29 protein-coding genes are annotated in these 21,033 nt (G+C 66.6%); 10 read left to right on the forward strand and 19 right to left on the reverse strand.

Annotated features, from left to right (window positions below; genetic code table 11):
- The first annotated feature begins 190 nt into the window (after window positions 1–190).
- The 3 genes from HY058_10760 (at window position 191) to HY058_10770 (ending at window position 1,481) form a co-directional block, all read left to right on the forward strand.
- Complete coding sequence (locus HY058_10760) at window positions 191–541, forward strand: hypothetical protein (protein MBI3497771.1); 351 nt, start codon at window positions 191–193, stop codon at window positions 539–541.
- A 51-nt stretch (window positions 542–592) separates the two neighbouring features.
- Window positions 593–748 carry a hypothetical protein gene (locus tag HY058_10765; protein ID MBI3497772.1) on the forward strand — a complete coding sequence of 52 codons (156 nt, stop codon included), beginning with the start codon at window positions 593–595 and terminating at the stop codon, window positions 746–748.
- A 391-nt stretch (window positions 749–1,139) separates the two neighbouring features.
- Window positions 1,140–1,481 (forward strand): RNA-binding protein, encoded by a 342-nt coding sequence (locus HY058_10770; GenBank protein MBI3497773.1) that lies wholly within the window; start codon window positions 1,140–1,142, stop codon window positions 1,479–1,481.
- 120 nt (window positions 1,482–1,601) lie between these two features.
- Here HY058_10770 and HY058_10775 read toward each other — a convergent pair whose 3' ends face one another.
- The 5 genes from HY058_10775 to HY058_10795 all read right to left on the reverse strand — a co-directional run bounded on the left by HY058_10775 (window position 1,602) and on the right by HY058_10795 (window position 5,205).
- Window positions 1,602–2,027: a hypothetical protein gene (locus tag HY058_10775; protein MBI3497774.1), complete on the reverse strand. Its 426-nt coding sequence runs from the start codon at window positions 2,025–2,027 to the stop codon at window positions 1,602–1,604.
- Window positions 2,028–2,151: 124 nt separating this feature from the next.
- On the reverse strand, window positions 2,152–3,000 hold the full coding sequence (locus HY058_10780; GenBank protein MBI3497775.1) for a fumarylacetoacetate hydrolase family protein: 849 nt from the start codon (window positions 2,998–3,000) through the stop codon (window positions 2,152–2,154).
- A gap of 90 nt (window positions 3,001–3,090) precedes the next feature.
- Window positions 3,091–3,462, reverse strand: a complete 372-nt coding sequence (locus tag HY058_10785) for a Crp/Fnr family transcriptional regulator (GenBank protein ID MBI3497776.1) — start codon at window positions 3,460–3,462, stop codon at window positions 3,091–3,093.
- Window positions 3,459–4,235, reverse strand: a complete 777-nt coding sequence (locus HY058_10790) for an SAM-dependent chlorinase/fluorinase (GenBank protein MBI3497777.1) — start codon at window positions 4,233–4,235, stop codon at window positions 3,459–3,461. The genes HY058_10785 and HY058_10790 overlap by 4 nt, the downstream gene beginning before the upstream one ends.
- A gap of 25 nt (window positions 4,236–4,260) precedes the next feature.
- A complete protein-coding gene (locus HY058_10795; protein ID MBI3497778.1) occupies window positions 4,261–5,205 on the reverse strand; it encodes an NAD-dependent epimerase/dehydratase family protein in 945 nt (314 codons plus the stop codon).
- A gap of 79 nt (window positions 5,206–5,284) precedes the next feature.
- On the opposite strand from HY058_10795, the gene HY058_10800 reads away from it, so the two are divergent.
- Window positions 5,285–5,575 (forward strand): aldehyde dehydrogenase family protein, encoded by a 291-nt coding sequence (locus HY058_10800; protein ID MBI3497779.1) that lies wholly within the window; start codon window positions 5,285–5,287, stop codon window positions 5,573–5,575.
- Window positions 5,576–5,605: 30 nt separating this feature from the next.
- A complete protein-coding gene (locus tag HY058_10805) occupies window positions 5,606–6,364 on the forward strand; it encodes an SDR family oxidoreductase (GenBank protein MBI3497780.1) in 759 nt (252 codons plus the stop codon).
- On the opposite strand, the gene HY058_10810 is transcribed toward HY058_10805, so the two are convergent.
- The 7 genes from HY058_10810 to HY058_10840 form a co-directional block, all read right to left on the reverse strand.
- Window positions 6,361–7,368, reverse strand: coding sequence for a hypothetical protein (locus HY058_10810; protein ID MBI3497781.1), 1,008 nt, complete (start codon window positions 7,366–7,368; stop codon window positions 6,361–6,363). The genes HY058_10805 and HY058_10810 overlap by 4 nt on opposite strands.
- A gap of 20 nt (window positions 7,369–7,388) precedes the next feature.
- Window positions 7,389–7,715 carry a transcriptional regulator gene (locus tag HY058_10815; protein ID MBI3497782.1) on the reverse strand — a complete coding sequence of 109 codons (327 nt, stop codon included), beginning with the start codon at window positions 7,713–7,715 and terminating at the stop codon, window positions 7,389–7,391.
- The gene (locus HY058_10820; GenBank protein ID MBI3497783.1) at window positions 7,712–8,311 is read right to left on the reverse strand and encodes a hypothetical protein; all 600 of its coding nucleotides are present in this window, start codon (window positions 8,309–8,311) and stop codon (window positions 7,712–7,714) included. The genes HY058_10815 and HY058_10820 overlap by 4 nt, the downstream gene beginning before the upstream one ends.
- Window positions 8,312–8,458: 147 nt before the next feature.
- Window positions 8,459–9,100: a DedA family protein gene (locus HY058_10825; GenBank protein MBI3497784.1), complete on the reverse strand. Its 642-nt coding sequence runs from the start codon at window positions 9,098–9,100 to the stop codon at window positions 8,459–8,461.
- A 238-nt stretch (window positions 9,101–9,338) separates the two neighbouring features.
- Window positions 9,339–10,043, reverse strand: coding sequence for a Bax inhibitor-1/YccA family protein (locus HY058_10830; protein ID MBI3497785.1), 705 nt, complete (start codon window positions 10,041–10,043; stop codon window positions 9,339–9,341).
- 158 nt (window positions 10,044–10,201) lie between these two features.
- A complete protein-coding gene (rlmN, locus tag HY058_10835) occupies window positions 10,202–11,326 on the reverse strand; it encodes a 23S rRNA (adenine(2503)-C(2))-methyltransferase RlmN (protein ID MBI3497786.1) in 1,125 nt (374 codons plus the stop codon).
- Between the two features lie 49 nt (window positions 11,327–11,375).
- Window positions 11,376–11,903 (reverse strand): hypothetical protein, encoded by a 528-nt coding sequence (locus HY058_10840; protein ID MBI3497787.1) that lies wholly within the window; start codon window positions 11,901–11,903, stop codon window positions 11,376–11,378.
- Between the two features lie 211 nt (window positions 11,904–12,114).
- On the opposite strand from HY058_10840, the gene HY058_10845 reads away from it, so the two are divergent.
- The 3 genes from HY058_10845 (at window position 12,115) to rpmE (ending at window position 13,736) form a co-directional block, all read left to right on the forward strand.
- Entirely contained in the window at window positions 12,115–12,696 is a 582-nt protein-coding gene (locus HY058_10845) for a sigma-70 family RNA polymerase sigma factor (GenBank protein MBI3497788.1), read from the forward strand.
- Window positions 12,697–13,344: a cupin domain-containing protein gene (locus HY058_10850; GenBank protein ID MBI3497789.1), complete on the forward strand. Its 648-nt coding sequence runs from the start codon at window positions 12,697–12,699 to the stop codon at window positions 13,342–13,344.
- Window positions 13,345–13,511: 167 nt separating this feature from the next.
- Entirely contained in the window at window positions 13,512–13,736 is a 225-nt protein-coding gene (rpmE, locus tag HY058_10855) for a 50S ribosomal protein L31 (protein ID MBI3497790.1), read from the forward strand.
- A 119-nt stretch (window positions 13,737–13,855) separates the two neighbouring features.
- On the opposite strand, the gene HY058_10860 is transcribed toward rpmE, so the two are convergent.
- The 4 genes from HY058_10860 to HY058_10875 all read right to left on the reverse strand — a co-directional run bounded on the left by HY058_10860 (window position 13,856) and on the right by HY058_10875 (window position 16,841).
- The gene (locus tag HY058_10860) at window positions 13,856–14,296 is read right to left on the reverse strand and encodes an acyl-CoA thioesterase (GenBank protein ID MBI3497791.1); all 441 of its coding nucleotides are present in this window, start codon (window positions 14,294–14,296) and stop codon (window positions 13,856–13,858) included.
- A complete protein-coding gene (locus HY058_10865) occupies window positions 14,293–15,111 on the reverse strand; it encodes an alpha/beta hydrolase (protein ID MBI3497792.1) in 819 nt (272 codons plus the stop codon). Before HY058_10865 ends, HY058_10860 begins: the two co-directional genes overlap by 4 nt.
- Window positions 15,112–15,116: 5 nt before the next feature.
- Complete coding sequence (locus HY058_10870) at window positions 15,117–16,412, reverse strand: O-acetylhomoserine aminocarboxypropyltransferase (GenBank protein MBI3497793.1); 1,296 nt, start codon at window positions 16,410–16,412, stop codon at window positions 15,117–15,119.
- A gap of 246 nt (window positions 16,413–16,658) precedes the next feature.
- The gene (locus HY058_10875; GenBank protein ID MBI3497794.1) at window positions 16,659–16,841 is read right to left on the reverse strand and encodes a DUF1192 domain-containing protein; all 183 of its coding nucleotides are present in this window, start codon (window positions 16,839–16,841) and stop codon (window positions 16,659–16,661) included.
- Between the two features lie 102 nt (window positions 16,842–16,943).
- Between HY058_10875 and HY058_10880 the strand changes: the two genes are divergently transcribed.
- The gene (locus HY058_10880; protein ID MBI3497795.1) at window positions 16,944–17,957 is read left to right on the forward strand and encodes an NAD(P)H-quinone oxidoreductase; all 1,014 of its coding nucleotides are present in this window, start codon (window positions 16,944–16,946) and stop codon (window positions 17,955–17,957) included.
- A 128-nt stretch (window positions 17,958–18,085) separates the two neighbouring features.
- Complete coding sequence (locus HY058_10885; GenBank protein MBI3497796.1) at window positions 18,086–18,718, forward strand: DUF1013 domain-containing protein; 633 nt, start codon at window positions 18,086–18,088, stop codon at window positions 18,716–18,718.
- Window positions 18,719–18,745: 27 nt separating this feature from the next.
- On the opposite strand, the gene HY058_10890 is transcribed toward HY058_10885, so the two are convergent.
- The 3 genes from HY058_10890 to HY058_10900 are packed head-to-tail and all read right to left on the reverse strand — an operon-like array spanning window position 18,746 to window position 21,017.
- Entirely contained in the window at window positions 18,746–19,249 is a 504-nt protein-coding gene (locus tag HY058_10890; GenBank protein MBI3497797.1) for a VOC family protein, read from the reverse strand.
- Between the two features lie 38 nt (window positions 19,250–19,287).
- Entirely contained in the window at window positions 19,288–20,067 is a 780-nt protein-coding gene (locus HY058_10895) for an SDR family oxidoreductase (protein ID MBI3497798.1), read from the reverse strand.
- A 44-nt stretch (window positions 20,068–20,111) separates the two neighbouring features.
- Window positions 20,112–21,017, reverse strand: coding sequence for a fatty acid desaturase (locus HY058_10900; protein ID MBI3497799.1), 906 nt, complete (start codon window positions 21,015–21,017; stop codon window positions 20,112–20,114).
- Window positions 21,018–21,033 lie beyond the last annotated feature (16 nt).

The following is a 21,033-nucleotide window of genomic DNA, read 5'->3' on the forward strand; positions in this document are numbered from 1 at the left end:
CACCCCTCCCCGACCCTCCCCGGGGGGTGGGATTTGGGAGGGGTGAGGATCACCCCTCCCCGATCCTCCTGGGGGGGTGGGGCCGCGATCTAAACCGGATCGCCTGGCGAATGCAACGCTCCCCGGGCGGGGCCGGAGCGACGCCCAATTCTTGAGCAGACGCCGGTTCCAGTGCTAAGTCTCGCCCCCCATGATCGAGTTCGCCGACACCGAACGCTGGCGCCGTCTTTACCCCGCTCTCGGACCCAAGAACGAGCGCGACCATCAGGTGCTGCAGGCGTTCATGGCCGAGTTCGGTCCCATGCAGGAGGACATGGAAATCCACGGCGTCGACTATGATCGCCGGGTGGTGCTGCTCCGGGTCGCCCGTCGGCGGCCGGATGGGCCGCCGGTCGAAATGTATACCTTCGCCGAATGCAATACCGACGGCTGGATCACGGCGAAGAAGCTCTGGCTCGAGCCCGAGGCGCGCCGGCGCGCCGATCTGAGCCGGGTCTTGATGGCGACCTGGCCGGCACCGCCGGAGACGACCATCTATTAACCATTGCGGGAATGCCGGGTCGAGCCGGGCGAGCAAGGACGGGGCTAACCAATGGCACGTGTGAAGAACCCGGCGGCAAAGGCGGTGCGCTCGGAGCAATTTCGGCCGCGCCGGGTGAAGGCCCGCAAAGGCATCAAGGCCTATCGCCGACGCTCCAAGCACCCCAGCGGGGTCAAAGCGGACGATCCTGACCCCGATTCGCGGTGAGTCGCTCCGCTGCCACAACTGCTTGATCGGGAAGAATTTCCCCCCGCCGCAACTTTCGGCTGGACGGGCCTTGCGGCAATCGCCATCATCGGCGTCCACGAAATGAGTGGCCGGCGGAGGCGCATGCGGCGCGTCCGATCGCCCATTCAAGCAAGCTGTGGTGTGCGCCGTTTTCCTCGGAAGGTTCCGAAAGCTGCAGCGCCGCTCGTCCTGCGTCCTCTCCATGGACGCCGCGGCGGCTCAGAGGCCTCTGATCCTTGCTTCCCGGTCAAGCGAGCGCGGGTACCCTTTTGGGAATCCGCCATCTCTGCCGAAAGCCCCTTCGCCACAGCATCACCAACCCGCGGGGGGCCCTGCCCCATGAGCGGCGGCCAGGCAAGGGACTAAGGCAATGCAAGTGAAGTTATTCGTCGGCAATCTCCCCTACTCGGTCAATTCCGAGGAGTTGAAGGAGATGTTCACACCATTCGGCAGCGTGGTGTCGGCGAAGGTCGTCAGCGACCGCGAGACCGGCCGCAGCCGCGGCTTCGGCTTCGTTGAGATGGACAGCGAGGATGCCTGCGAGCGGGCGATCCGCGAGCTCAACGGCACCGATGTGGGCGGACGGCCGATGACCGTGCGCGCCGCCGAGGATCGCGGCGACATGCGCGGACCGCGCCGCGGCGGTGGCGGTGGCGGTGGCGGCTTCGATCGCGGGCCTCGCGGCGGCGGGGGCGGCGGCGGCCGGTTCTAACCCGCTGGGCTGACGCCTCCATTCCGGCCGGCGGCGTTCGCCGCCGGGCCGAACGAGCTATGATCCGGCGCCGCGGAGCCTTGCTCCCGGCGCCGTTGCTTTTGCGGTGAAGCGAAAAAGCTAGAGCTTGCTGACGAAGCCGACCATATGGCCGGCGGCGAACAGCACGATGGCCCCCACCAGCAGCAAGACGCAGACCAGCATCACGACCTTGGTCAAGGACGAGCCTTGCTTGACCACCGGCTTTCGGGGGCCGCTCCCCTTGAAATCGACCTCGGCCTTCTTCTCCGGCTTCGCCGCCTGCTTGTCTTCCTTGGGTGGCGGCGCCGCGCGCTCGGTCACGGGCTTGGAGGTGTCGTAGATCACGATCTCCTTGCTCGAATTGGTCTTGGGGTCAAACATGTCCTTGACGACCTTGACCCCTTCGAAGCGCTTCTCGCCGTGCAGAGACTTGGCGACCTCGATCGCAGCCTCGCGGTCTGGGTAGGTGGAATCGATCATCCACGTACCACCCTTCAGGGTATGGACCTCGAACAGTGTCGCCATAGTCGTACTCGTTCCCGTTTTGTGCGGAGTATTATCCCCAGGCACCTAACGGATTAGTCGATAATCCAAGGAAAATCCACTCCCGCGGCCATAGGCCGGTATGTCGAGGGCCTCCGGACCGGCCTCAGCCGGGCCAGGCGCGCAGCTCCTGGCGCTGGCTGCCGAGGCCCGCGATGCCGAGCGTGACCACGTCGCCGGGCTTTAGAAACACCGGCGGTTTCTTGCCGGAACCGACCCCGGGGGGCGTGCCGGTCGAAATCACGTCGCCCGGATTCAAGGTCATGAATCGGCTGACATAGCTCACCAGATGGGCGCAGCCGAAGATCATGGTCTTGGTATTGCCGTTCTGGAAGCGGGTGCCGTTGACCTCGAGCCACATGTCGAGATTCTGCGGATCCTTCACTTCGTCCGTGGTCACGAGCCAGGGACCGAGCGGCCCGAAGGTGTCGCAGCCCTTGCCCTTATCCCAGGTGCCGCCGCGCTCGAGCTGGTATTCGCGCTCCGAGACGTCGTTCGCCACGCAATAACCGGCGACGTAGTCGAAGGCCTTCTCCTCGCTCACATACTGCGCCTTGGTGCCGATGATGATGGCGAGCTCGACCTCCCAATCGGTCTTCTTCGAATCCTTGGGGATGATGACGGGATCGTTGGGACCCGAGAGCGCGGTATCGGCCTTGATGAAGATGATCGGCTCTTTGGGCACCGGCATGCCGGCCTCGGCGGCGTGATCGGAATAGTTGAGGCCGATGCAGACGAACTTGCCGATCTGACCGACCGGGGGCCCGAGGCGCGGCGAGCCGGAGACCTCGGGAAGCGATTCCGGCTTCAAGCTGCGAAGCTTCGCCAGACCTGCGGATCCCAGCACATCGCCCTTGATGTCGGCGATGGCGCCGGACAGGTCGCGGATGCGTCCATTGCCGTCGACGAGGCCCGGCTTCTCCCGTCCGGGCTGGCCAAAGCGCAGCAATTTCATGTTCGTTTCCTCAAGGCAAGCTGTTGGAAGTGCGCGACCATACAGGCGAGATCAAGGGCTAGACAAGCGCCGAGCCGGTACCGGCTGGGCCTAAACCTCATCCCCCGGCCGGTGCGTCGTCACAAGCGAGCGGACGTTGCGCACGAGAACCCGAAGGAGTCCGCGCAGGAACGGATCGGCGGCGGCGAGCTTCTCCTGAAATACCAGGTCGGGAATGACGATGAGCTCAGTGGTCTCCAGCGCGGCCGCGCTCGCGACCCGGGACGAGCGGTCGATGAGCGCCATCTCGCCGAAGATGCCGCCTGCCGCGATCGTGCCAAGCACCGTCTTGCGTCCGTCGATTTCCCGGAAGATCTCGACCATGCCGGATTCCACGATGTAGGCATGGTGGCCGGCATCTCCCTCGGTGAAAATGCGGCCGCCTTTCGGGAAGGCCGTGCGGCTGAAATACTCGAAGCTCATCCTCGCCTCTTCGCGTTGCCGCTCCGCCCCGCGCGCGGCGCCGCGCGCATGTGCACGCGCACGCGATCACCGATCCGCAGCCCGTATATCCGCGCGGCGCGCGCCTGGTTGGCGGCGATCTCGACGAGCCCGTTGGAATTCTCGTACCAGAAGCCGCTGCCGGGGTCGACCGATCCGAAGGTGCGGGCGCGCTTGAGCTCATGGCCATTGACCGCGAGCACCGCGCCCGCGTCCAGCATGTCCGCCCGGAGCCCGGTCATGCCATTGCCGTAGCGGTCGATATAGACGATCTCGGCCAAGTCGTCGGGCCAGCGCTGGGCCTTGGGATCGGGGCGGCGGAGCGTCTCGCCCGCCGGCAGCTCGCCCAGCGCCAGGCGCGCTGCGACCGGGGCGAAGAGATCGCGCCCATGAAAGCTGCAGGAGAGCCGCAGCGGGCGCCAGGAAATCGCCATCGCCCGGCGCCGTCGCGAGCGCCGCCACAGGAGCTCGACCAGCCCATTGTCGGGCCCGACGAACCAGCGCCCATCGAGCTCAGCCGCGAGCGCTGGGCGGGCTCCGCCGACCCCGGGGTCGACCACCGCCAAGAGCACGGTACCCGCCGGAAACGCGCTTGCATGAGCGGCCAGGAGATAGGCCGAGCGCTTGGCATCGAAGGCCGGCGCATCGGCAAAGAGATCGATGACCGGCACGCGCGGCGCCAGGCGGAGCAGCACCGCTTTCATCTGCCCGGTGTAGGGCCCCTCCATGCCGAAATCGGTGAACAGCACGATCATGCACGGAACCGAGAGCTCGAAAGGCTCAGCCGGTGGCGGCCAGGCTCGGGCGCCAGGCGAAGGTTTGCCTGAGCCCGTCGGCGAGCTGCGTCTCGGCGCTGAGCCCGAGCTCGCGGCGCGCCAGCGCCGGATCGCCCAAGGAGTGCCTGAGGTCGCCCGGCCGCGACGGTACCGAGATGATCTCGACCGCGCCGCCGGCGATCGTCATCAACGTCGTCGCCAGCTCGCGGATCGTGGTCCCGCGTCCGCTGCAGACATTGTAGACGCCGGGCTCGCTCGGCCGCCGCGCCATTGCGGCCAAGAGAAAGCGCACGACGTCGCCGACATAGATGAAATCGCGGATCTGGCTGCCGTCACCATGGATGGTGATGGCGCGGCCCTGGCGAATGCGATCGGCGAAGATGGAGATGACGCCGGAATAGGGCGAGCTCGGATCCTGCCGCGGTCCATAGACATTGAAGAAGCGCAGGCCCGTGGTCGGCACGCCATGCACCTTGTGGGCGACATAGGCGTGCAGCTCGCTCGCGCGCTTGTCGGCGCCATAGGCGCTCTCCGGCCGCATCGACGCCGATTCCAGGATGGCCCCGGCCGCCCCTTCGCCATAGGTCGCCGCCGAGGAGGCGTAGACGACGGGGATCGGCCGTCCGGCACCGGCGCGCCTGGCGGCATCGAAGACGGCGATCGATCCCGTCGCATTCACCCGGTGCGTTCCGAGCCAGTCCTCGACCGAGCGCTCAACCGAGGCGACCGCGGCCAAGTGGAAGCAGCCCTCGCAGCCGGCCATCGCGGCGGCGAGCAGGGCGGGATCGGCGACGTCGCCCACCACCAGCTCGGCGGCTCCCGGCAGATTGTCCCGTCTGCCCGTCGACAAATCGTCGAGCACGCGCACGCCATCGCCCCGCGCCGTCAGCGCGTCGAGGAGATGCGAGCCGATGAAGCCGGCTCCGCCGGTGACCAAATAGCGCGCCACACGCCCTCCAGGATCGGACGCCTGCAACCTATCGCATTCGCCGGTTTCGGGGAAACTCTCGGTTGGTGTGCCGGTTCCGATGCGTGCCGGCATCGCCGGCGCGCTTCGGAACGGCCGACCCGCGACGGCCGTGACACCTTCGCGGGTCCTTCCGCGGGAGAAACAATCCATGTCGATGGGCGAGGTCTTGATCGGCGGCAAGTGGCGAGAGGCCGCCTCGGGCGCCAGCTTGCCGGCGATCAATCCGAGCGACGGCGGCGGCGAGCGGCCCTTCGGCGGCATGAAGAAGAGCGGCTTCGGCCGCGAGACGGGTTTCGAGGCGCTCCACGGCTTCACCACGCTGAAGACGGTGGCGATCGAGCACGGCTGAAATCATCGAACACGGAGGGCGAGAATCTCCATGCGACTGCAGGACAAGGTGGCGATCGTGACCGGGGCGGGTTCCGGCTTCGGCGAGGGCATCGCCAAGCGCTTCGCTGCCGAGGGCGCCAAGATCGTGGTGAACGACGTCAATCACCAAGCCGGCGACAAGGTCGCCCGCGACATCAAGGCCGCCGGCGGCACCGCAATGTTCCTCAAGGCCGACGTCGCCAACAGCGCCGAGGTCAAGGAGATGGTGGCAAGGACGCTTGCCGGCTACGGCCGCGTCGACTGCATGGTGAACAACGCCGGCATCACCCATCGCAACCGGCCGATGCTGGAGGTGGGCGAGGAGGAGTTCGACCGCATCTTCGCCGTCAATGTGAAGGCGATCTATCTCTCGGCGGTGCATGTCGTGCCGGTGATGCGCGCCCAGGGCGGCGGCAGCATCATCACCACCGCCAGCACCGCCGGCCTGCGCCCGCGTCCGGGCCTGACCTGGTACAACGGCTCCAAGGGCGCGGCGATCACGCTGACCAAGTCGATGGCGGCCGAGCTCGCCAAGGACAATATCCGCGTCAATTGCCTTTGCCCGGTCATCGGCGAGACCGGTCTCACGGAGATGTTCATGGGCGTGCCGGACACGCCGGAGAACCGCCAGCGCTTTCTTTCGACCATTCCCTTGGGCCGCATGAGCAAGCCTTCGGACATCGCCAACGCGGCACTCTACCTAGCCTCAGACGAGGCCTCGTTCATCACCGGCGTGGCGCTCGAAGTCGATGGCGGACGCTGCATCTAGGGCCTGAGCGTCCGCTGGAAGAAGTCGACGATTTCGGCATTGAGCCTGGCGTGGATCGCCGCACGATCGATCCCCGGCGGATCGGTGCAGATCGCAGGCGCTCTTCGCGCCATCTCCTCTGAGCAAGGCGCGATGAAAACGAAATGCCCGGCGCCGGGGAGAACCTGGTATTCGGGCGCATTCGGCATGAGCCGGCCGAGGCGCTCGGCGTTCCACTGCCCCGGCAGCACCTCATCGGCTTGGGCTTGGTAGATGCGCAGCGGCACCTTGATCGAGGCGAGACCGGCTGCGTCGAAGACGAAGCCCAGCGCCGGCGCCATGACGATGGCGGCCTTGACCCTGGGGTCGGCGATGAGTGCCAGATCGGGCCGTCGTTGCACCCCGCCGACCGCTTGGGCCCGACGCATCAACGGATCGTCCGGATTGGCCTTCATGTAGTCGGCGCGGAGAGCGAAATTGGGGCGCCCGCCGATGACGACGATCGTCGTATAGCCGCCGGCGGAGTGCCCGACCATGCCGATGCGCGTCGGATCGATGCGGGGACCGAGCCTGGCATCGGCGATGACGCCGTCGATGAGCGCCACGATGTGATGCGGCCGACCAATCGTCTGCAGATCGGTGCCGAAGCCGGAGTCGTCTCGGTAGTTGTCCCGGGGATGCTGGACCGTGGCGGCGATGAAGCCGGCGCGAGCAAGCGCCGTCAGGCTGTCGTGATGGCCAAGGACGTCGCCGCCGGTGCCATGGGAGACGACGATGAGCGGGAACCGACCTTCGGCCGGAGCCGCATCCTGCGCGGCATCGATCCGATAAGGACCGAGCACAGTGACGCCGGCGCTATCGGCGACGGGATAGGCCGCAACCACCGGCATCTTGCCGCCCTCGACCGGATCGATCAGCGTAAGGAAGGCGAGCCCGGCGGCGTAGCCATCGGCGCCGGCCGGCGGCGGAGCGGCGGCCGATGCCAATGCGAGAAGGACCAAGGCGGCACGGTTCCAGCGGTGCATCTAAGACCTCTTATCCATGTTCAACGCGGCTTCTCGGTGCCGAGGAGCCCGGCGAGCCGCTCGACGTAGCGGCGAAAGGCCTCGCGCCCGGCGGGCGTGAGCGCATAGACCGTCTGCGGCTTGCGGCCGACGAACCGCTTGTCGACCGCGACATAGCCGGCATCTTCGAGCTTGCGCAGATGGACGCTGAGATTGCCGTCGGTGGCGTTCACGACGCGGCGCAGAATAGTGAACTCAGCGCTCTCCACCGAGGCGAGATAGGCAACCGCCGCGAGCCTCACGCGGCCGTGGATCACATCGTCGATGGCGTCGTGATCAAAGGCCGTGCTCGGGTCTTCCTCGATCATGCGGTCGCGGCGGCCGGCATCGGCCGGCGCAAGAGCACGAGACCGGGCAATGCCAAAAGACCGAGATTGAGCGCCGCCACCACCAGCAGGATCGAAGAATCCTGCCTGAGGGACAGCAGAAGCGGCCCCGCGAGCCACCAGCCGAGCGCGATCCAACGGAGCCAGGTATGGCCGCACAGGAAGGAGCTGACGAAGAAGACGAGGCCCATTGTGACCGCCGCCGGCGCCGGCATGACGACGGCGATGGGCGCTTCCAGCAGCCGCGCACCCAAATAGAGCGAGGTCAGACTGATGCCGGCGGCGAGCCAGAGCATCGGCATCAGCCGCGTGGCGAAGGATTTGACCTTGGCACGCTGATCGTCGATGACGCCGAGCGCGATCGAGGCGATCCATCCGATCGCATAGATGCTGCCCCACACCAACCCCGGCTTCGAGGGCAACACACCGGCATAGCCAGCATACTCCGCGAGCGCCGCTAGGCCGACGAGCCCACCCCAGATGACGAGGTGGCCGCCGCCCATGGCGGCGTAGCCCCGTCCCTCGTCGATCACCTGGCGGATGAAGGCGAGATCGCGGCGTGCATCATCGTCGGTCATGGTTTCCTCGCTCGGCTGCTCAAGTGCGATAAAACCCTACCACAGAGTACTTTGTAAAACAAAGTTAAATCCGAACGCGGTCGATTCCGACGTGCGGGAGCACCCGGGCGGACTCTGACCTAGTCCAGAACCCGCTGAAACGCTGAGCTAATCCGCTTTGATCGGGAGTGTGGCGGGGGTCGGCGGCAGGGTTGCGGTCGCCGTCACGGCGGCGGCCTCGGAGAGCGCCTGGCGCCTGGGGGCGAGCCAGTGGCGGAGCCGGTGGGCGACGCAAGAGAGGGCGATGATCGCCACCACCGAGGGTAGCACCACGGTCATGCCGTAATGCTCGACCATGCGCCCGATCGCCTTGCCGAAGAAATAGCCGACCGTGCAGAAGGAGGTGGCCCAGATAGCGGCGGCCACCGTGTTGAGGACGGTGTAGCGCAGCACCCCGATGCCGGCCACGCCGCAGGCGAAGGGCGCGATGTTGCGCACGCCATAGACGAAGCGGAAGCCGAGGATGAACCAGTTGTCGTAGCGGCGCAGCATGCCCAGCGCGGGTTCGCTTCGCTGCTCGAGCCAGGGGAAGCGATGCATGAGCGGCCGGCCGAAGCGGCGGCCGAGCCAGTAGTAGAGCTGATCGCCGACGAGGGTGCCGGTAAAGCCGGCCAGCACCACCAAGGGGAAGCTGAGAAGTCCCTTATGCGCCGCCCAGCCGGCGAAGATCTGGATGGTCTCGCCTTCGAAGAAGGTCGTAACGAAGATCGCTAGATAGCCGTTGTCCGAGATAAGCTGTGAGACATCCATTCCCGTGCTAGCCCTGCTGATCCACGCACCCTACCCAGAAATCATTGCTTTTTTGTGGTTAGCCTCCGCTCAAGCGCGCTCGCCAACGGCTGCGAACGACTGAGGGAAGCAAGACAACACTAGCGACTCTTTTCCCATGGTGCCATGGGGAGGATAAAATAAAGCTTAAAAAAATCGCCCGGGCGGGCGGCCCGGGCGATTGATGTCTCAAGCGGCCTGCTGGTGGCCGGTAAGCGAGCTATTCGCGCTGGCTGCCGAAGAGCTGCAGCAGCATCACAAACAGGTTGATGAAGTCGAGGTAAAGCGCCAACGCACCCATGATGGCGAGCTTGCCCAGCGTGCCGTCGTCATAGAGCTCGCTGTACTGCTCCTTGATGCGCTGGGTGTCATAGGCGGTGAGCCCGACGAAGACCAGGACGCCGATCACGGAGATCGCGAACTGGAGCGCCGAGGAGCCGATGAACATGTTGACCAGGCTTGCCAGCACGATGCCGATCAGCCCCATGAACAGGAAGCCGCCGAAGTTCGTGAGGTCGCGTTTGGTGGCGTAGCCCCAGAGGCTCATGCCGGCGAAGGTGCCGGCGGTGATGAAGAAGACCCTGGCGATGCTCTCCCCGGTGAAGACGAGGAAGATCGACGACAAGGAGAGCCCCATCAGCGCCGCATAGCCCCAGAAGACCGCCTGCGCCGTCCCGAAGGACATGGCCTGAATCCGGGCGGCGAACAGGAAGACGATGGCCACCGGCGCCAGCATGATCACCCACTTCAGGGGCGACACATAGAGCAGCTGCTTGATCGCCGGGTCGCTATTGGCATAGTTCGCGGCCGCATAGGCAACGAGCCCGGTCAGCGCGAGACCGCTCGCCATGTAGTTATAGACGCGCAGCATGTACTGCCTGAGACCGACATCGATGGATGCGGCCTCGGCCTGCGCGGCTGTCATATATCTGCGATCGGTTTCCATAGCATTCCTCTCCAAGCCGACGGTCTCAGTCGACCGCCGGATGTTATTTGAGGGGTTGTGCCGCGACCTTCAATGGGGCCGGGTAAAACATCGCCGCCATTCTAGTCGGGCGAGGACTTGGCGTCGAGGCGGAAAGCCTAACCCGCGGCGACGGCTGCAAGAATTTCACTCCGGCGGCGCTTTTGACTATCGCTCTTTAGTTGACCGCAGGCGGCCTGGATATCGCGTCCCCGGGGGGTGCGGACCGGCGAGGCATAGCCTGCCCTATTGACGATGTCGCCGAAACGCTGGATCGCCGCCTCGCTCGAGCATTCGAACGGCGCCCCCGGCCAGGCATTGAAGGGGATGAGGTTGATCTTGGCCGGGATGCCGGCGATCAGGCGGACCAGCGCGTGGGCGTCGGCCGGCGCGTCGTTGACCCCCTTCAGCATCACATATTCGAAGGTGATCCGCCTGGCGTTGTTGATCCCGGGATAGGCGCGGCAGGCGGCGATCAGGTCCTTCAGCGGATATTTCTTGTTGAGCGGCACGATGCGGTCGCGCACCTCGTCGCTGACCGCATGCAGCGAGACCGCGAGATTGACCCCGAGCTCCTCCCCGCAGCGGCGCATCATCGGCACCACGCCGGCGGTCGACAAGGTGATGCGCCGCTTGGAAATGGCGATGCCCTCGTGATCCATGACGATCTTGAGCGCCTTTGCCACTGCCTCGAAATTATAGAGGGGCTCGCCCATTCCCATCATCACCAGGTTGGAGAGCATGCGGCCATCTTTCGGCGACGGCCATTCGCCGAGCTCATCGCGGGCGAGCAGCACCTGGCCGACGATCTCGGCTGCGGTCAAGTTGCGCACCAGGCGCTGAGTCCCGGTATGGCAGAACCGGCAGCTCAAGGTGCAGCCGACCTGGGAGGAGACGCAGAGCGTGCCGCGATCCTCCTCGGGGATGTGCACGCTCTCGATCTCATTGCCGTCGGCAAAGCGCAGCAGCCATTTGGCGGTGCCGTCCTCGGATTTGAGCGCGCGGGCGATGCCGGGCCGACCGATCCGGTAGCGGGGCTCCAACTCCTCGCGAAGATCGCGGGCAAGCGTGGTCATGGCGGCGAAGGAGACGGCGCCGCGGTGGTAGATCCAATGCCAAATCTGCCGGGCCCGGAACGGCTTCAGGCCGAATTTGGCCAGCTCATCGGCGAGATCCGCGCGCGGCAGACCGACGAGGTCGAGCCGCGCATCGGGGCTCGCGGCCGGGTTCGAATGGGTGGTCATTCGCTTTGATATAGGCCGACCGCACCGGGGGCGCCAGCCGGGAGCGCCGTCAGGACTTGAGCCCGCAGGCCTGACCGATCGCCTGGTAGGCCTTGGCGAAGCCGGCGAGGGAATAGCTGTCCGCGGTCTCGGTGCCGCGGTTGGAGACGCCCTTCACCACCATCGCGCCGCCCCGGGCCATCGCTTGCACCAAGGCCTTGTCGGTCTGGGCATCCTTGGCCCAGGCCCGGTCGCCTTCGGTGAACAGCTTGAAGCTGTCGCGGCCGATCGCGACCTCGACCTCGCTGCCGGGCTTGTAGTCGTAGCCGGCGACGAGGCTGATGACGTCGTTCGCCTTTGCCGCAGGGCGGTGGGTCACGAGGGCGAAGACCTCGCCGCGCTTGCTGTAGTTGCCCTTGGCCTCGGTCGGTTGGCTCGCGGCGTAGCAGACGGGCTTGCCGGCCTCCTGAAACGTGAAGGCATTCCACCGCTCGAAGCTGCCGATCGGGCGCACGTCCTGGGCGGCGGCCGCTCCGGCCGCGGCAAGGAGAGCCAGAATGGCCGCAAGCACGCGAGGCAACGAGATCCCCTTCGGCATCGTCTCCCATATAGCGGCGGCAAGGCCGCTCTGCAAAAGCTTGTTGGCCCGGCGCAATCACGCCCCTTGGGCCATGATCCAACGGGCGGGGCCGTGCGTATCGACTCCCATGGCCGCGACCATCGCCCTTGCCATATCCGGTTTTGTCCCGGAGCCGCGGTTTGCCGCGGCGCTGCTTGCCACGCGCCGGCGCCCGGCCATAGAAAACCCCATGCAAGGCGAGCGCGGTGAGCCGATCAGCGGCCAGACATCGGTCGAGCTGGAGCGGCTGATCCTCGCCGTCGCCCGCCAGCGCGACCGCGGCGCCTTCGCCAGCCTCTATCGGCATTTCGCCCCCCGGCTCAAATCCTATCTGCTCCGGCTCGGCGCCGATGCCGGCACCGCCGAGGAGGTGATGCAGGAATCCATGCTGGTGCTCTGGCGCCGGGCCGACAGCTTCGATCCGAGCCAAGCCTCCGCCAGCACCTGGGTATTCACCATCGCCCGCAACAAGCGCATCGACGGTTTGCGGCGGGGGCGACGGCCCGAATTCGATCCTGAGGATCCGGCGCTGATGCCGAGCGCGCCCGAGCCCGCCGACCGAAGGCTCGAGACCGCGGAGCGCAACCATCGGCTGCGCCAAGCGATCGAGGCCTTGCCCGACGAGCAGGCCCGGCTCCTGCAGCTCGCCTACTACGACGACATGTCCCACAGCGCCATCGCCGAGACCACCAGGCTGCCTCTCGGCACCGTCAAGTCGCGGCTCAGGCTCGCTTTCGGCCGTCTGCGCCAAGCCCTTGGGGAACCCTCCTAGATGCCGCGCCACCACGTCGCCAGCGAGCTCCTGGTCGAGTACGCCGCCGGCGCGCTGCCTGAGGCGGAGGCTTTGGTGGTGGCCACGCACCTGGCCCTCTGTCCGGCGTGCCGGGCCGAGGTCGCCGGGTATGAGGAGGTTGGCGGCGCCCTCCTCGATCGTCTGGAGCCGGCACCCGTCGATGCCGATGCGCTCGATCGCTTGCTGGGATGCCTGGACGAGAGCCAGCCGGCCGCCAAGCCGCTTCCGATACCGTCCCGCCCGCCGGTGCTGCCGGAGCCGCTCAGGAGCTATCTCGGGTGCGATCTCGGCCAAGTCGCATGGCGGCGCCTTGCCCGCGGCATCGAGGAGTATGAGCTGCCGCTCGCCGATGCCACCGGGAGTCGGACGGTGCTGCTGCGGGTAAAGAGCGGCCGCGCGCTTCCCTGGCACACCCATGAGGGGCAGGAGCTGACCTTGGTCTTGGCCGGAGGCTTCACCGACGGGGACGAGCATTTCCGCCGAGGCGATGTGGACTGGGCGGACCCGACCGTCAACCACCGGCCGCTCGCCGACCCGGGCGAGGACTGCATTTGCCTCGCCACCACCCATGGCCGTCTCAGGCTGACCGGCCTCATCGGCCGGATGGCCAACCTGTTCATCCGCTAGGCCCGTGCATCCGCCGGGAACGCCTTGGGCTTGCGCAACCCGGGTCCGTTGGCTATAACCGCGGCCCGGCTGGCACCCCCCTCACCGATAGCGCCGGCCCGGCGTTTGTCGACCGTAAGGCGGCCGACCCAAGCGGGGGAATACCCGGTACGGCGGAGCTGAAGACGATGAAGGCAGAGATCCATCCCAATTACCACGAGATCACCGTGGTGATGACCGACGGCACCGAGTACAAGACCCGCTCGACCTGGGGCAAGCCCGGCGATGTCATGCGTCTGGAGGTCGACTCGAAGTCGCACCCGGCCTGGACCGGCGTACACCGCCTGGTCGATGCCGGCGGCCAGGTGGCGAAGTTCAACAAGCGCTTCAAGAACCTCGGGCTAAAGTCCTAGAGGCCGCGGCGCCAGGCGCACGCGCCTTCCCCCTCCCATCGTCAGGCGCGGACTGGGTCCGCGCATCCCGTCTTCCATCGAACGGCGGCGGGACACGGATGCCCGGGCTTGACCAGCTACTATTTGCCCGTCGCGAGCTGGGCCAAGGCGGAGCGGATCGGCTCGGGGATCGGCGTCGCGGTGCGGCCGGCGCGCTCGACGAAGACATGCACGAAATGTCCTTCCGCCGCCGGCTCGGCCTCGCCTGCTTGGAACAATCCGATCTCGTAGCGGACGCTGGAGCGGCCGAGCTTGCCCACCCTGAGGCCGGCATCGATCACATCGGGGAAGGCGAGCGGCCGCTTGAAGCTGCAGAAGCTTTCGACGCAGAGGCCGATGATCGGGCCTTGGTGGATGTCGAGCTTGCCGGCGCGGATCAGGTACTCGTTGATGACCGTGTCGAAGTAGGAATAGTAGACCACGTTGTTGACGTGGCCGTAGATGTCGTTGTCCATCCAGCGCGTCGGAATGGGGAGGAAGTGCCGGTAGTCGCTGCGCTTCGCCGCCGCTCGCTCGCTCATGCGCCGGTCCTCTGGGTGCCGCTGTCCTTCGCCAGGAATCCCTGGAGCACATCCACGGTCTGATCCGGCTGCTCCAGCATCATCATATGGCCGGCCCCCGGCAGCATCTGAAACTCCGATCCGGCGATGAGGGAAGCGACCGCCCGTCCCTCCTTGGCTGGCGTCATACGGTCCTCGCTGCCGGCGATGACCAAGGTCGGACAGCGGATTTGGGCGGCGGCATCCCCGGGCTGCCAATCCCGGCAGGCCTCGAGGTCGGCGGCCAGGCCCATGCCCAGGCCCCGCTCGATGAGGCGGCGCGTCGCCTCGGTCAGCCACAGGCCGGGGGCCACATGGCCGCCGAATTGCGCCTGGGTGCCCAAGCCCCAGAATGCCATCAGGCCCGCCGCCAGATCGGAGCCGGCGCGGGCGGCCGCCAGGAGATCGGGATGCACGGCATAGCGGGTGGCCGCACCCAAGAGCGCCAATTTGCCGATCGGGCTCTGGGACCGTCCGGCCGCGGTCAGCGCCACCGCCGCCCCCATGCTGTGGCCGACCACCGCCGCCTTGCCGGCGCCGGCGGCTTTGATGACGCTGAGAAGCCAGTCCGCCGCCGCCTCGATGCTGGCGAGCGGCGGCCCCTCGGACCGGCCGTGGCCCGGCAGATCGAGGGCGAGCACGGCGTGGCCGTGATGGGCAAAGAAGCGCGCCTGCAGAACCCAGGTGGTGTGGTCCATGCCGGCGCCATGGAGGAACAGCAACAGCGGGGCATCGGCGCGAAACGGCCTGCCGCCGGTCGCCGCGAATACCGAATGCCCATCGACCAGCAGCTCCAAGAGGCTCAGGCCTTCTGCGAGGCGATGAGCGCCTGATCCAGATCCTGGGTCAGATCCTCGCCATCCTCGAGCCCGACCGAGAGCCGGATCAGATCCTCGCCGACGCCGGCTTGGGCGAGCGCGTCCGCATCCATCTGCTGATGCGTGGTGCTGGCGGGATGGATGACGAGCGACTTGGCATCGCCGACATTGGCGAGGTGGGAGAAGAGCCTGAGGCGCTCGATGAAGCGCCGTCCGCCGCCGCGGCCGCCCTTGATGCCGAAGGTCACCATCGAGCCCGCACCGTTCGGCATCGTCGCCTTGGCGAGGTTATGGTCGGGATGGCTCGGCAGTTCAGGATAGGAGACCCAGCCGACGGCTGGGTGGCCGTCGAGGAACGCAGCCACCCGCCTGGCATTGGCGACGTGCTTGGCCATGCGCAGAGGCAAGGTTTCCACGCCCTGGAGGATGTGGAAGGCGGTGGTCGGGCTCATGCAGGCGCCGAAATCGCGCAAACCCTCCGCCCGCGCCCGCATGAGAAAGGCTTCGGGCCCGTATTCCTCGGCGAAGTCGAGGCCGTGATAGCCGGCATAGGGCTCGGTCAAGGTCGGGAACTTGCCCGATCCCTCCCAGTCGAAGCGGCCGGAATCGACGATTACGCCGCCGATCGCCACGCCATGGCCGCCCAGCCATTTGGTCGCCGAATGCATGATGAGGTCGGCGCCGTACTGGAACGGCTTCAAGAGATAGGGCGTGGCGAAGGTGGAATCGATGAGGAGCGGCAGCTTGGCCCGGTGCGCCACCTCGGCGAGACCGGCGATGTCGAGAACCTCGAGCCCCGGATTGCCCAGGCTCTCGCCGAAGAGGAGCCGTGTCTCCGGCCGGATCGCTCCGCGGAAGCCGGCGAGGTCGCGGGGATCGACGAAGCTGGTGGCGATGCCGAAGCGCGGCAGCGTGTGGGTGAAGAGATTGTGGCTGCCGCCATAGATCGAGCGCGAGGAGACGATATGCCCGCCGGCCCCCATCAAGGTCACGATCGCGAGGTGGAGGGCGGCCTGGCCGCTGGCCGTGCAGATGGCACCCACGCCGCCTTCGAGCGCGGCGATGCGCTCCTCCAGGACCGCCACCGTCGGGTTGGAGATCCTGGAATAGATGTGGCCGGCGCGCTCGAGGTTGAACAGCGAGGCGGCGTGGTCGACGTCGCGGAAGACATAGGAGGTGGTCTGGTAGATCGGGACCGCGCGGGCACCCGTCGCCGGATCGGGATGCTGGCCTGCGTGCAGGCTCAAGGTATCGAAGCGGGGGAACTTGGCCTCGGCCATCAGCGACTTAACCCGACGGGTTGCCACGCGACCTTACACGAGGCCGACACCGCCGCCGAACGACTTCTCCCGGGCAAGCCCGGACATGAAAAAAAGGGCCGTTGAATCGGCCCTTTCTGAAACTCTTTGCAACCCTGTCCAACTTGCCTCGTGAGGCGGGACGCTACCCGCAGACAACCATTCCGTCAAGTCCGAGGTTTCACATTGCGGACGCCTTTTGGGAGCCGTTCCAAGACGCCTTGGAACCTAACGGCGGAACAGCGCGTCGGCCCCGCCGCGATGGGCTTGTTTGGCCGTGATCGCCGCCTCGGCGCGGGCGATCTCCGCCTTCAGGCGCTCGATGTAAAGACCAAGCTCTTCCAAGGAGAAGCCCGAGAGATCCTTGATGGCGGCCGACTTCTTGCGCGGCTCCAGATCTTCCAGATCCATGGTCAATCCACTCCTCGAGCGAGGGTCCCGGCGACGGCCTTGCGGCGGGGTTGGCGGAGATACTAAACCTCACCGGCGCAACCGAGAAAGAGATAGGCCGGAATGACCCTCCCCACGAGCATGACCGCCATCGAGATCAGCCGGCCGGGCGGGCCGGAGGTGCTGGTGCCGGCCACCCGCCCGGTGCCGACGCCCGGCCCGGGCGAGGTCTTGATCAAGGTCGCGGCCGCCGGGGTCAACCGCCCGGATTGCCTGCAGCGCCAAGGGGGCTATCCCCCGCCGCCGGGCGCTTCCGACCTCCCGGGCCTCGAAGTCGCGGGCGAGATCGTGGCCTTGGGTCCGCCTGGACCCGCCGCCGCGCGCGCCGGAAGCCCCCCCTGGAAGCCAGGCGACAAGGTGACCGCGCTTTTGGCCGGCGGCGGCTATGCCGAATACGCCGCGGCACCGGGAGTTCAATGCCTGCCGGTCCCGGGGCGTCTCGGCATGATCGAGGCCGCCTGCCTGCCGGAGACGGTCTTCACGGTGTGGACCAATCTGTTCGAGCGGGGCGGTCTCAAGACGGGCGAGGTCGCCCTCATCCATGGCGGCTCCAGCGGTATCGGCACGACGGCAATCCAGCTCGCCCGCGAGTTCGGCGCCCGGGTGTTCACCACGGCCGGAAGCCCGGAAAAGCTGGCGGCCTGCCTCGAGCTTGGGGCCGAGCAGGCGATCAATCACCGCGAGGAGGACTTCGTCGAGGTCGTAACCAAGGCGGCCGGCGGCGCCGACGTGATTCTCGATATGGTCGGCGGGCCCTATGTCGTTCGCAATCTCAACGTGCTGAAGACCGAGGGAAGGCTCGTCCAGATCGCTTTCCTGCAAGGCAGCAAGGTCCAGCTCGACCTCAGCATCGTCATGCGCAAAAGGCTGATCGTCACCGGCTCCACCTTGCGACCGCGCACGCCCGAACAGAAGGGCGCCATCGCCGCCTCACTCCTCGCCAAGGTCTGGCCTCTGATCGCCGAAGGCCGAGTTAAACCCATAATCCATAAGACTTTTCCGCTGAAGGAAGCGGCCGCCGCGCATGCCCTGATGGAGTCGAACGCGCATATCGGCAAGATCGCGCTCACCATCTAACGAAGCCAACAGCGCCCTTCCCCGGCCGCCTGCCACGGCTTATATATCCGGTTATCCCATCAAGCCCGGAGCTCGCGATGCAGCGTGCCTCGTTCGGCACGGGTACGCGATTGCTTCCAGGAGGAGTCATGGCACATCTGTTGATGCCCAAGGCGACGGCCGTTTGGCTGGTCGAGAACACGGCCCTCACCTTCGATCAGATCGCAGAATTCTGCGGCCTGCATCCCTTGGAGGTGCAGGCGGTCGCCGACGGCGAGGTCGCCGTCGGCATGCAGGGCCTGGATCCGATCGTCAACGGCCAGCTCACCAAGGAAGAGCTCGAGCGTTGCCTCAAGGATCCGAAGTCGCGCCTGAAGCTGACCCAACCCGACCTGCCGCAGCCGGTCGCCCGTCCGAAAGGCCCGCGCTACACCCCCATCGCCAAGCGCCAGGATAAGCCCGATGCGATCGCCTGGCTGTTGAAGTCGCATCCGGAGCTGAGCGATTCGCAAATTTCGAAGCTGCTCGGCACGACCAAGCAGACCATCGCGGCGGTGCGCGATCGCACCCACTGGAACAGCCCGAACATCCGCCAGCGCAACCCGGTGGCGCTCGGCCTGTGCAGCGAGGCTGATCTGAACGAAGCCGTCCAGCGCGCGAGCGCAAAGGCGCCGGCTCCGGCACAGCCGCCGGCGCCGGCACCGTCCGCCGAGGCCGCGAGCCCAGCGCCCGCGAGTCCGTCTCCCGCCGAGCCCAGCAGCGCTCCCGCCGAATCCGCTTAAGGCGCCAAGGCTGCGTCCGCCGAGCGGCTAGCCCTTCCGGACGGCGGTTTGGCGGCGCGCTTTCGCTGGTCGGGGCGCCATGCCTTTGGCCGCGAGTTCGCCCAGCGCCTTCTTGGTCTTGCCCAGCGCCAGGCCCATGCCGCGCAGGACGTGCGGCGCCTTGGTGAATTGGATGTTGGCGTATTCGATCACCTCGATGCGGTTGCCCCAGGGATCGAGGAAATCGAGAAATGGTCCGTCCACCATCTTCGCCCCGGCCGCTTTGGCGAGCTCGACGACCCGAGAGCGATCGTCGACGACGACGCCGAAATGCCGGCTTCGGTCGCGATGCGGGCTCTTCGTCGCCATGAGCGCGATGAACTGATCGCCCATGTCGATGAAGGCCTGAGTGCGGCTCCGGCCGCGCAAGCTGAAATCGAAGATTTTTCCATAGAAGGCGAGCGCTGCGTCCACGTCGCCGACTTCGAGCGCCACGTGGTTCATGCCCACGAGCTTCGGCTTGGCGGTCTCGGCGTCCTTGCTTTGCTTCATCGCGTGCTCCATTCCCGTGACGGGCGATCGGTTGTCAGTCAATCCGGCACGGCCACCGTATAGTTGAGGGCGAGCCGGCCGCCATCGGGATAGATGGTCTGACCGGTAATGTAGCTCGCATCCTGGGAGGCGAGAAATACCGCCACGCTCGCCACCTCGTCGCCGGTGCCGAGCCGCCCCAGGGGTGTCCGCGACAGGATGCGCTTGCGCGCGGCATCATCGGTCAAGACCGCTTGGGCGAGCTCGGTCAGGATGGTGCCGGGGCCGATGGCATTGACGCGAATCCCGTGCGGCGCCAAGGCCAGCGCCATGGCTTTGGTCAGCTGATTGACCCCGCCCTTGGCGGCCACGTAGGCCGGAATGCTCGGGATCGCCAGCACGGCGTTGACCGAGCTCATGGTGATGATGCTGCCGGGGGCGCGTCCTTTGGCGATCTGGCGCACCATTTGCCGGGCGGCCGCCTGGGAGGCGAGGAACACGCCCTTGAGGTTGACCCGGATCACCTTGTCCCAATCGGCCTCGGCCAGCTCCAGGAAGTCGCCCGAATGCACGATGCCGGCATTGGCGACCATGATGTCGATGGCGCCGAAGGCGCGCGCGGTCGCCTGGATCAGCCGATCGACCGCTTTCTTGTCGCCGACATCGCAGAGGACGAATTTGGCGCCGCGCCCGATCGCCCGTGCCGCGGCACGGCCTTCCTTCGCCTTGACGTCCGCCAGCATTACCTTGGCACCTTCGCTGGCGAACCGCTCCGCCACGGCGCGGCCGATGCCGCTCGCCGCACCGGTGACGACGGCAATCTTTCCCTTGAGACGCATGCAAGGCTTCCTTTCCGCAAGCAAAGATCGTCAGACTGGTTCGATCACGCGCGCAAACCGCCGAGCAGCGCGCGGTGGACGGCAATGTATCCCGAGGCGCGCGTCTGCACATGATCGCCGATGAGTCCGTTCAGCGCCGGCAGCGCGTGAAACGGCACCGAGGGATAGGCGTGATGCTCGCCATGGTAGGGCATGTTCCAGGCGAGCCAGCGCAGGAGGGCGTTGGTGGATGTTGTGCGCGAATTGGCCAACATGTCGGCAGTTTCCGGACAGCCCATGTGCTCGGCCAAGAGATAAAGCCTGAGGAAAGGCTGGCCCGCCAGCGCCGGCAGGATCCAGATGAGCAAGACGGCCTCGCTGCCGATGAGGATCGAGACCGCAGCCAGCGCCAGATAGCAGGCCCAGAGGAGGCGCGCCTCGCGAATGACCCTGCGGGCTTTCGCCGGCGCAACGAAGGCCTCCTCGACGCGGCCGGTGACGGCGTGCTTCAGCGTCGTTCTAAGGCCGCTCCACCAATAGGGAAGCCCGGTCACGTGCCACAGATAGGCCCAGAGCGTCGCCGGCTTCGGCGTCGTGAGCTCGGGATCGCTGGTTTGATCCTGAGTGAAACGATGATGGGCGAAATGGAATTGCCGGAAATACTCCGGCGGCAGCAGCAAGAGCGCGCCGGCGAGGAATGCGACACCGTCATTGAGCCAATGGCTGGCGAAGGCTGTGCGGTGGATGGTCTCGTGCAGCGGGCAGAAGAGAAAGACCAGCAGGATTCCCTCGAGAACGATCGCCGGCACGACCAGGACGCTGCCCAGCGCGAGCCACACCAAACCGGAGGCGGCGAATAGACACGCCAGATGCGAGACGAGCCGCAGCAGCGCCTGGGCATTGCCGCGCTTGGAGAGCGCCAGGACCGTGGCGCGGTCGAGGCCCGCCGTCTGGATCGCGTCGACGTCCATTGCAGTCTTCCGACGT

Source organism: Pseudomonadota bacterium, assembly GCA_016195085.1.
In the GTDB taxonomy this organism is placed as follows: domain Bacteria; phylum Pseudomonadota; class Alphaproteobacteria; order SHVZ01; family SHVZ01; genus JACQAG01.

Bases quoted from the DNA above. Each gene is read 5' to 3' on its own strand.
- HY058_10760 (MBI3497771.1), top strand. From the start codon at position 191: ATGATCGAGTTCGCCGACACCGAACGCTGGCGCCGTCTTTACCCCGCT.
- HY058_10765 (MBI3497772.1), top strand. From the start codon at position 593: ATGGCACGTGTGAAGAACCCGGCGGCAAAGGCGGTGCGCTCGGAGCAA.
- HY058_10770 (MBI3497773.1), top strand. From the start codon at position 1,140: ATGCAAGTGAAGTTATTCGTCGGCAATCTCCCCTACTCGGTCAATTCC.
- HY058_10775 (MBI3497774.1), bottom strand. From the start codon at position 2,027: ATGGCGACACTGTTCGAGGTCCATACCCTGAAGGGTGGTACGTGGATG.
- HY058_10780 (MBI3497775.1), bottom strand. From the start codon at position 3,000: ATGAAATTGCTGCGCTTTGGCCAGCCCGGACGGGAGAAGCCGGGCCTC.
- HY058_10785 (MBI3497776.1), bottom strand. From the start codon at position 3,462: ATGAGCTTCGAGTATTTCAGCCGCACGGCCTTCCCGAAAGGCGGCCGC.
- HY058_10790 (MBI3497777.1), bottom strand. From the start codon at position 4,235: ATGATCGTGCTGTTCACCGATTTCGGCATGGAGGGGCCCTACACCGGG.
- HY058_10800 (MBI3497779.1), top strand. From the start codon at position 5,285: ATGCGTGCCGGCATCGCCGGCGCGCTTCGGAACGGCCGACCCGCGACG.
- HY058_10805 (MBI3497780.1), top strand. From the start codon at position 5,606: ATGCGACTGCAGGACAAGGTGGCGATCGTGACCGGGGCGGGTTCCGGC.
- HY058_10810 (MBI3497781.1), bottom strand. From the start codon at position 7,368: ATGCACCGCTGGAACCGTGCCGCCTTGGTCCTTCTCGCATTGGCATCG.
- HY058_10815 (MBI3497782.1), bottom strand. From the start codon at position 7,715: ATGATCGAGGAAGACCCGAGCACGGCCTTTGATCACGACGCCATCGAC.
- HY058_10820 (MBI3497783.1), bottom strand. From the start codon at position 8,311: ATGACCGACGATGATGCACGCCGCGATCTCGCCTTCATCCGCCAGGTG.
- HY058_10825 (MBI3497784.1), bottom strand. From the start codon at position 9,100: ATGGATGTCTCACAGCTTATCTCGGACAACGGCTATCTAGCGATCTTC.
- HY058_10830 (MBI3497785.1), bottom strand. From the start codon at position 10,043: ATGACAGCCGCGCAGGCCGAGGCCGCATCCATCGATGTCGGTCTCAGG.
- rlmN (MBI3497786.1), bottom strand. From the start codon at position 11,326: ATGACCACCCATTCGAACCCGGCCGCGAGCCCCGATGCGCGGCTCGAC.
- HY058_10840 (MBI3497787.1), bottom strand. From the start codon at position 11,903: ATGCCGAAGGGGATCTCGTTGCCTCGCGTGCTTGCGGCCATTCTGGCT.
- HY058_10845 (MBI3497788.1), top strand. From the start codon at position 12,115: ATGCAAGGCGAGCGCGGTGAGCCGATCAGCGGCCAGACATCGGTCGAG.
- HY058_10850 (MBI3497789.1), top strand. From the start codon at position 12,697: ATGCCGCGCCACCACGTCGCCAGCGAGCTCCTGGTCGAGTACGCCGCC.
- rpmE (MBI3497790.1), top strand. From the start codon at position 13,512: ATGAAGGCAGAGATCCATCCCAATTACCACGAGATCACCGTGGTGATG.
- HY058_10860 (MBI3497791.1), bottom strand. From the start codon at position 14,296: ATGAGCGAGCGAGCGGCGGCGAAGCGCAGCGACTACCGGCACTTCCTC.
- HY058_10870 (MBI3497793.1), bottom strand. From the start codon at position 16,412: ATGGCCGAGGCCAAGTTCCCCCGCTTCGATACCTTGAGCCTGCACGCA.
- HY058_10875 (MBI3497794.1), bottom strand. From the start codon at position 16,841: ATGGATCTGGAAGATCTGGAGCCGCGCAAGAAGTCGGCCGCCATCAAG.
- HY058_10880 (MBI3497795.1), top strand. From the start codon at position 16,944: ATGACCCTCCCCACGAGCATGACCGCCATCGAGATCAGCCGGCCGGGC.
- HY058_10885 (MBI3497796.1), top strand. From the start codon at position 18,086: ATGGCACATCTGTTGATGCCCAAGGCGACGGCCGTTTGGCTGGTCGAG.
- HY058_10890 (MBI3497797.1), bottom strand. From the start codon at position 19,249: ATGAAGCAAAGCAAGGACGCCGAGACCGCCAAGCCGAAGCTCGTGGGC.
- HY058_10895 (MBI3497798.1), bottom strand. From the start codon at position 20,067: ATGCGTCTCAAGGGAAAGATTGCCGTCGTCACCGGTGCGGCGAGCGGC.
- HY058_10900 (MBI3497799.1), bottom strand. From the start codon at position 21,017: ATGGACGTCGACGCGATCCAGACGGCGGGCCTCGACCGCGCCACGGTC.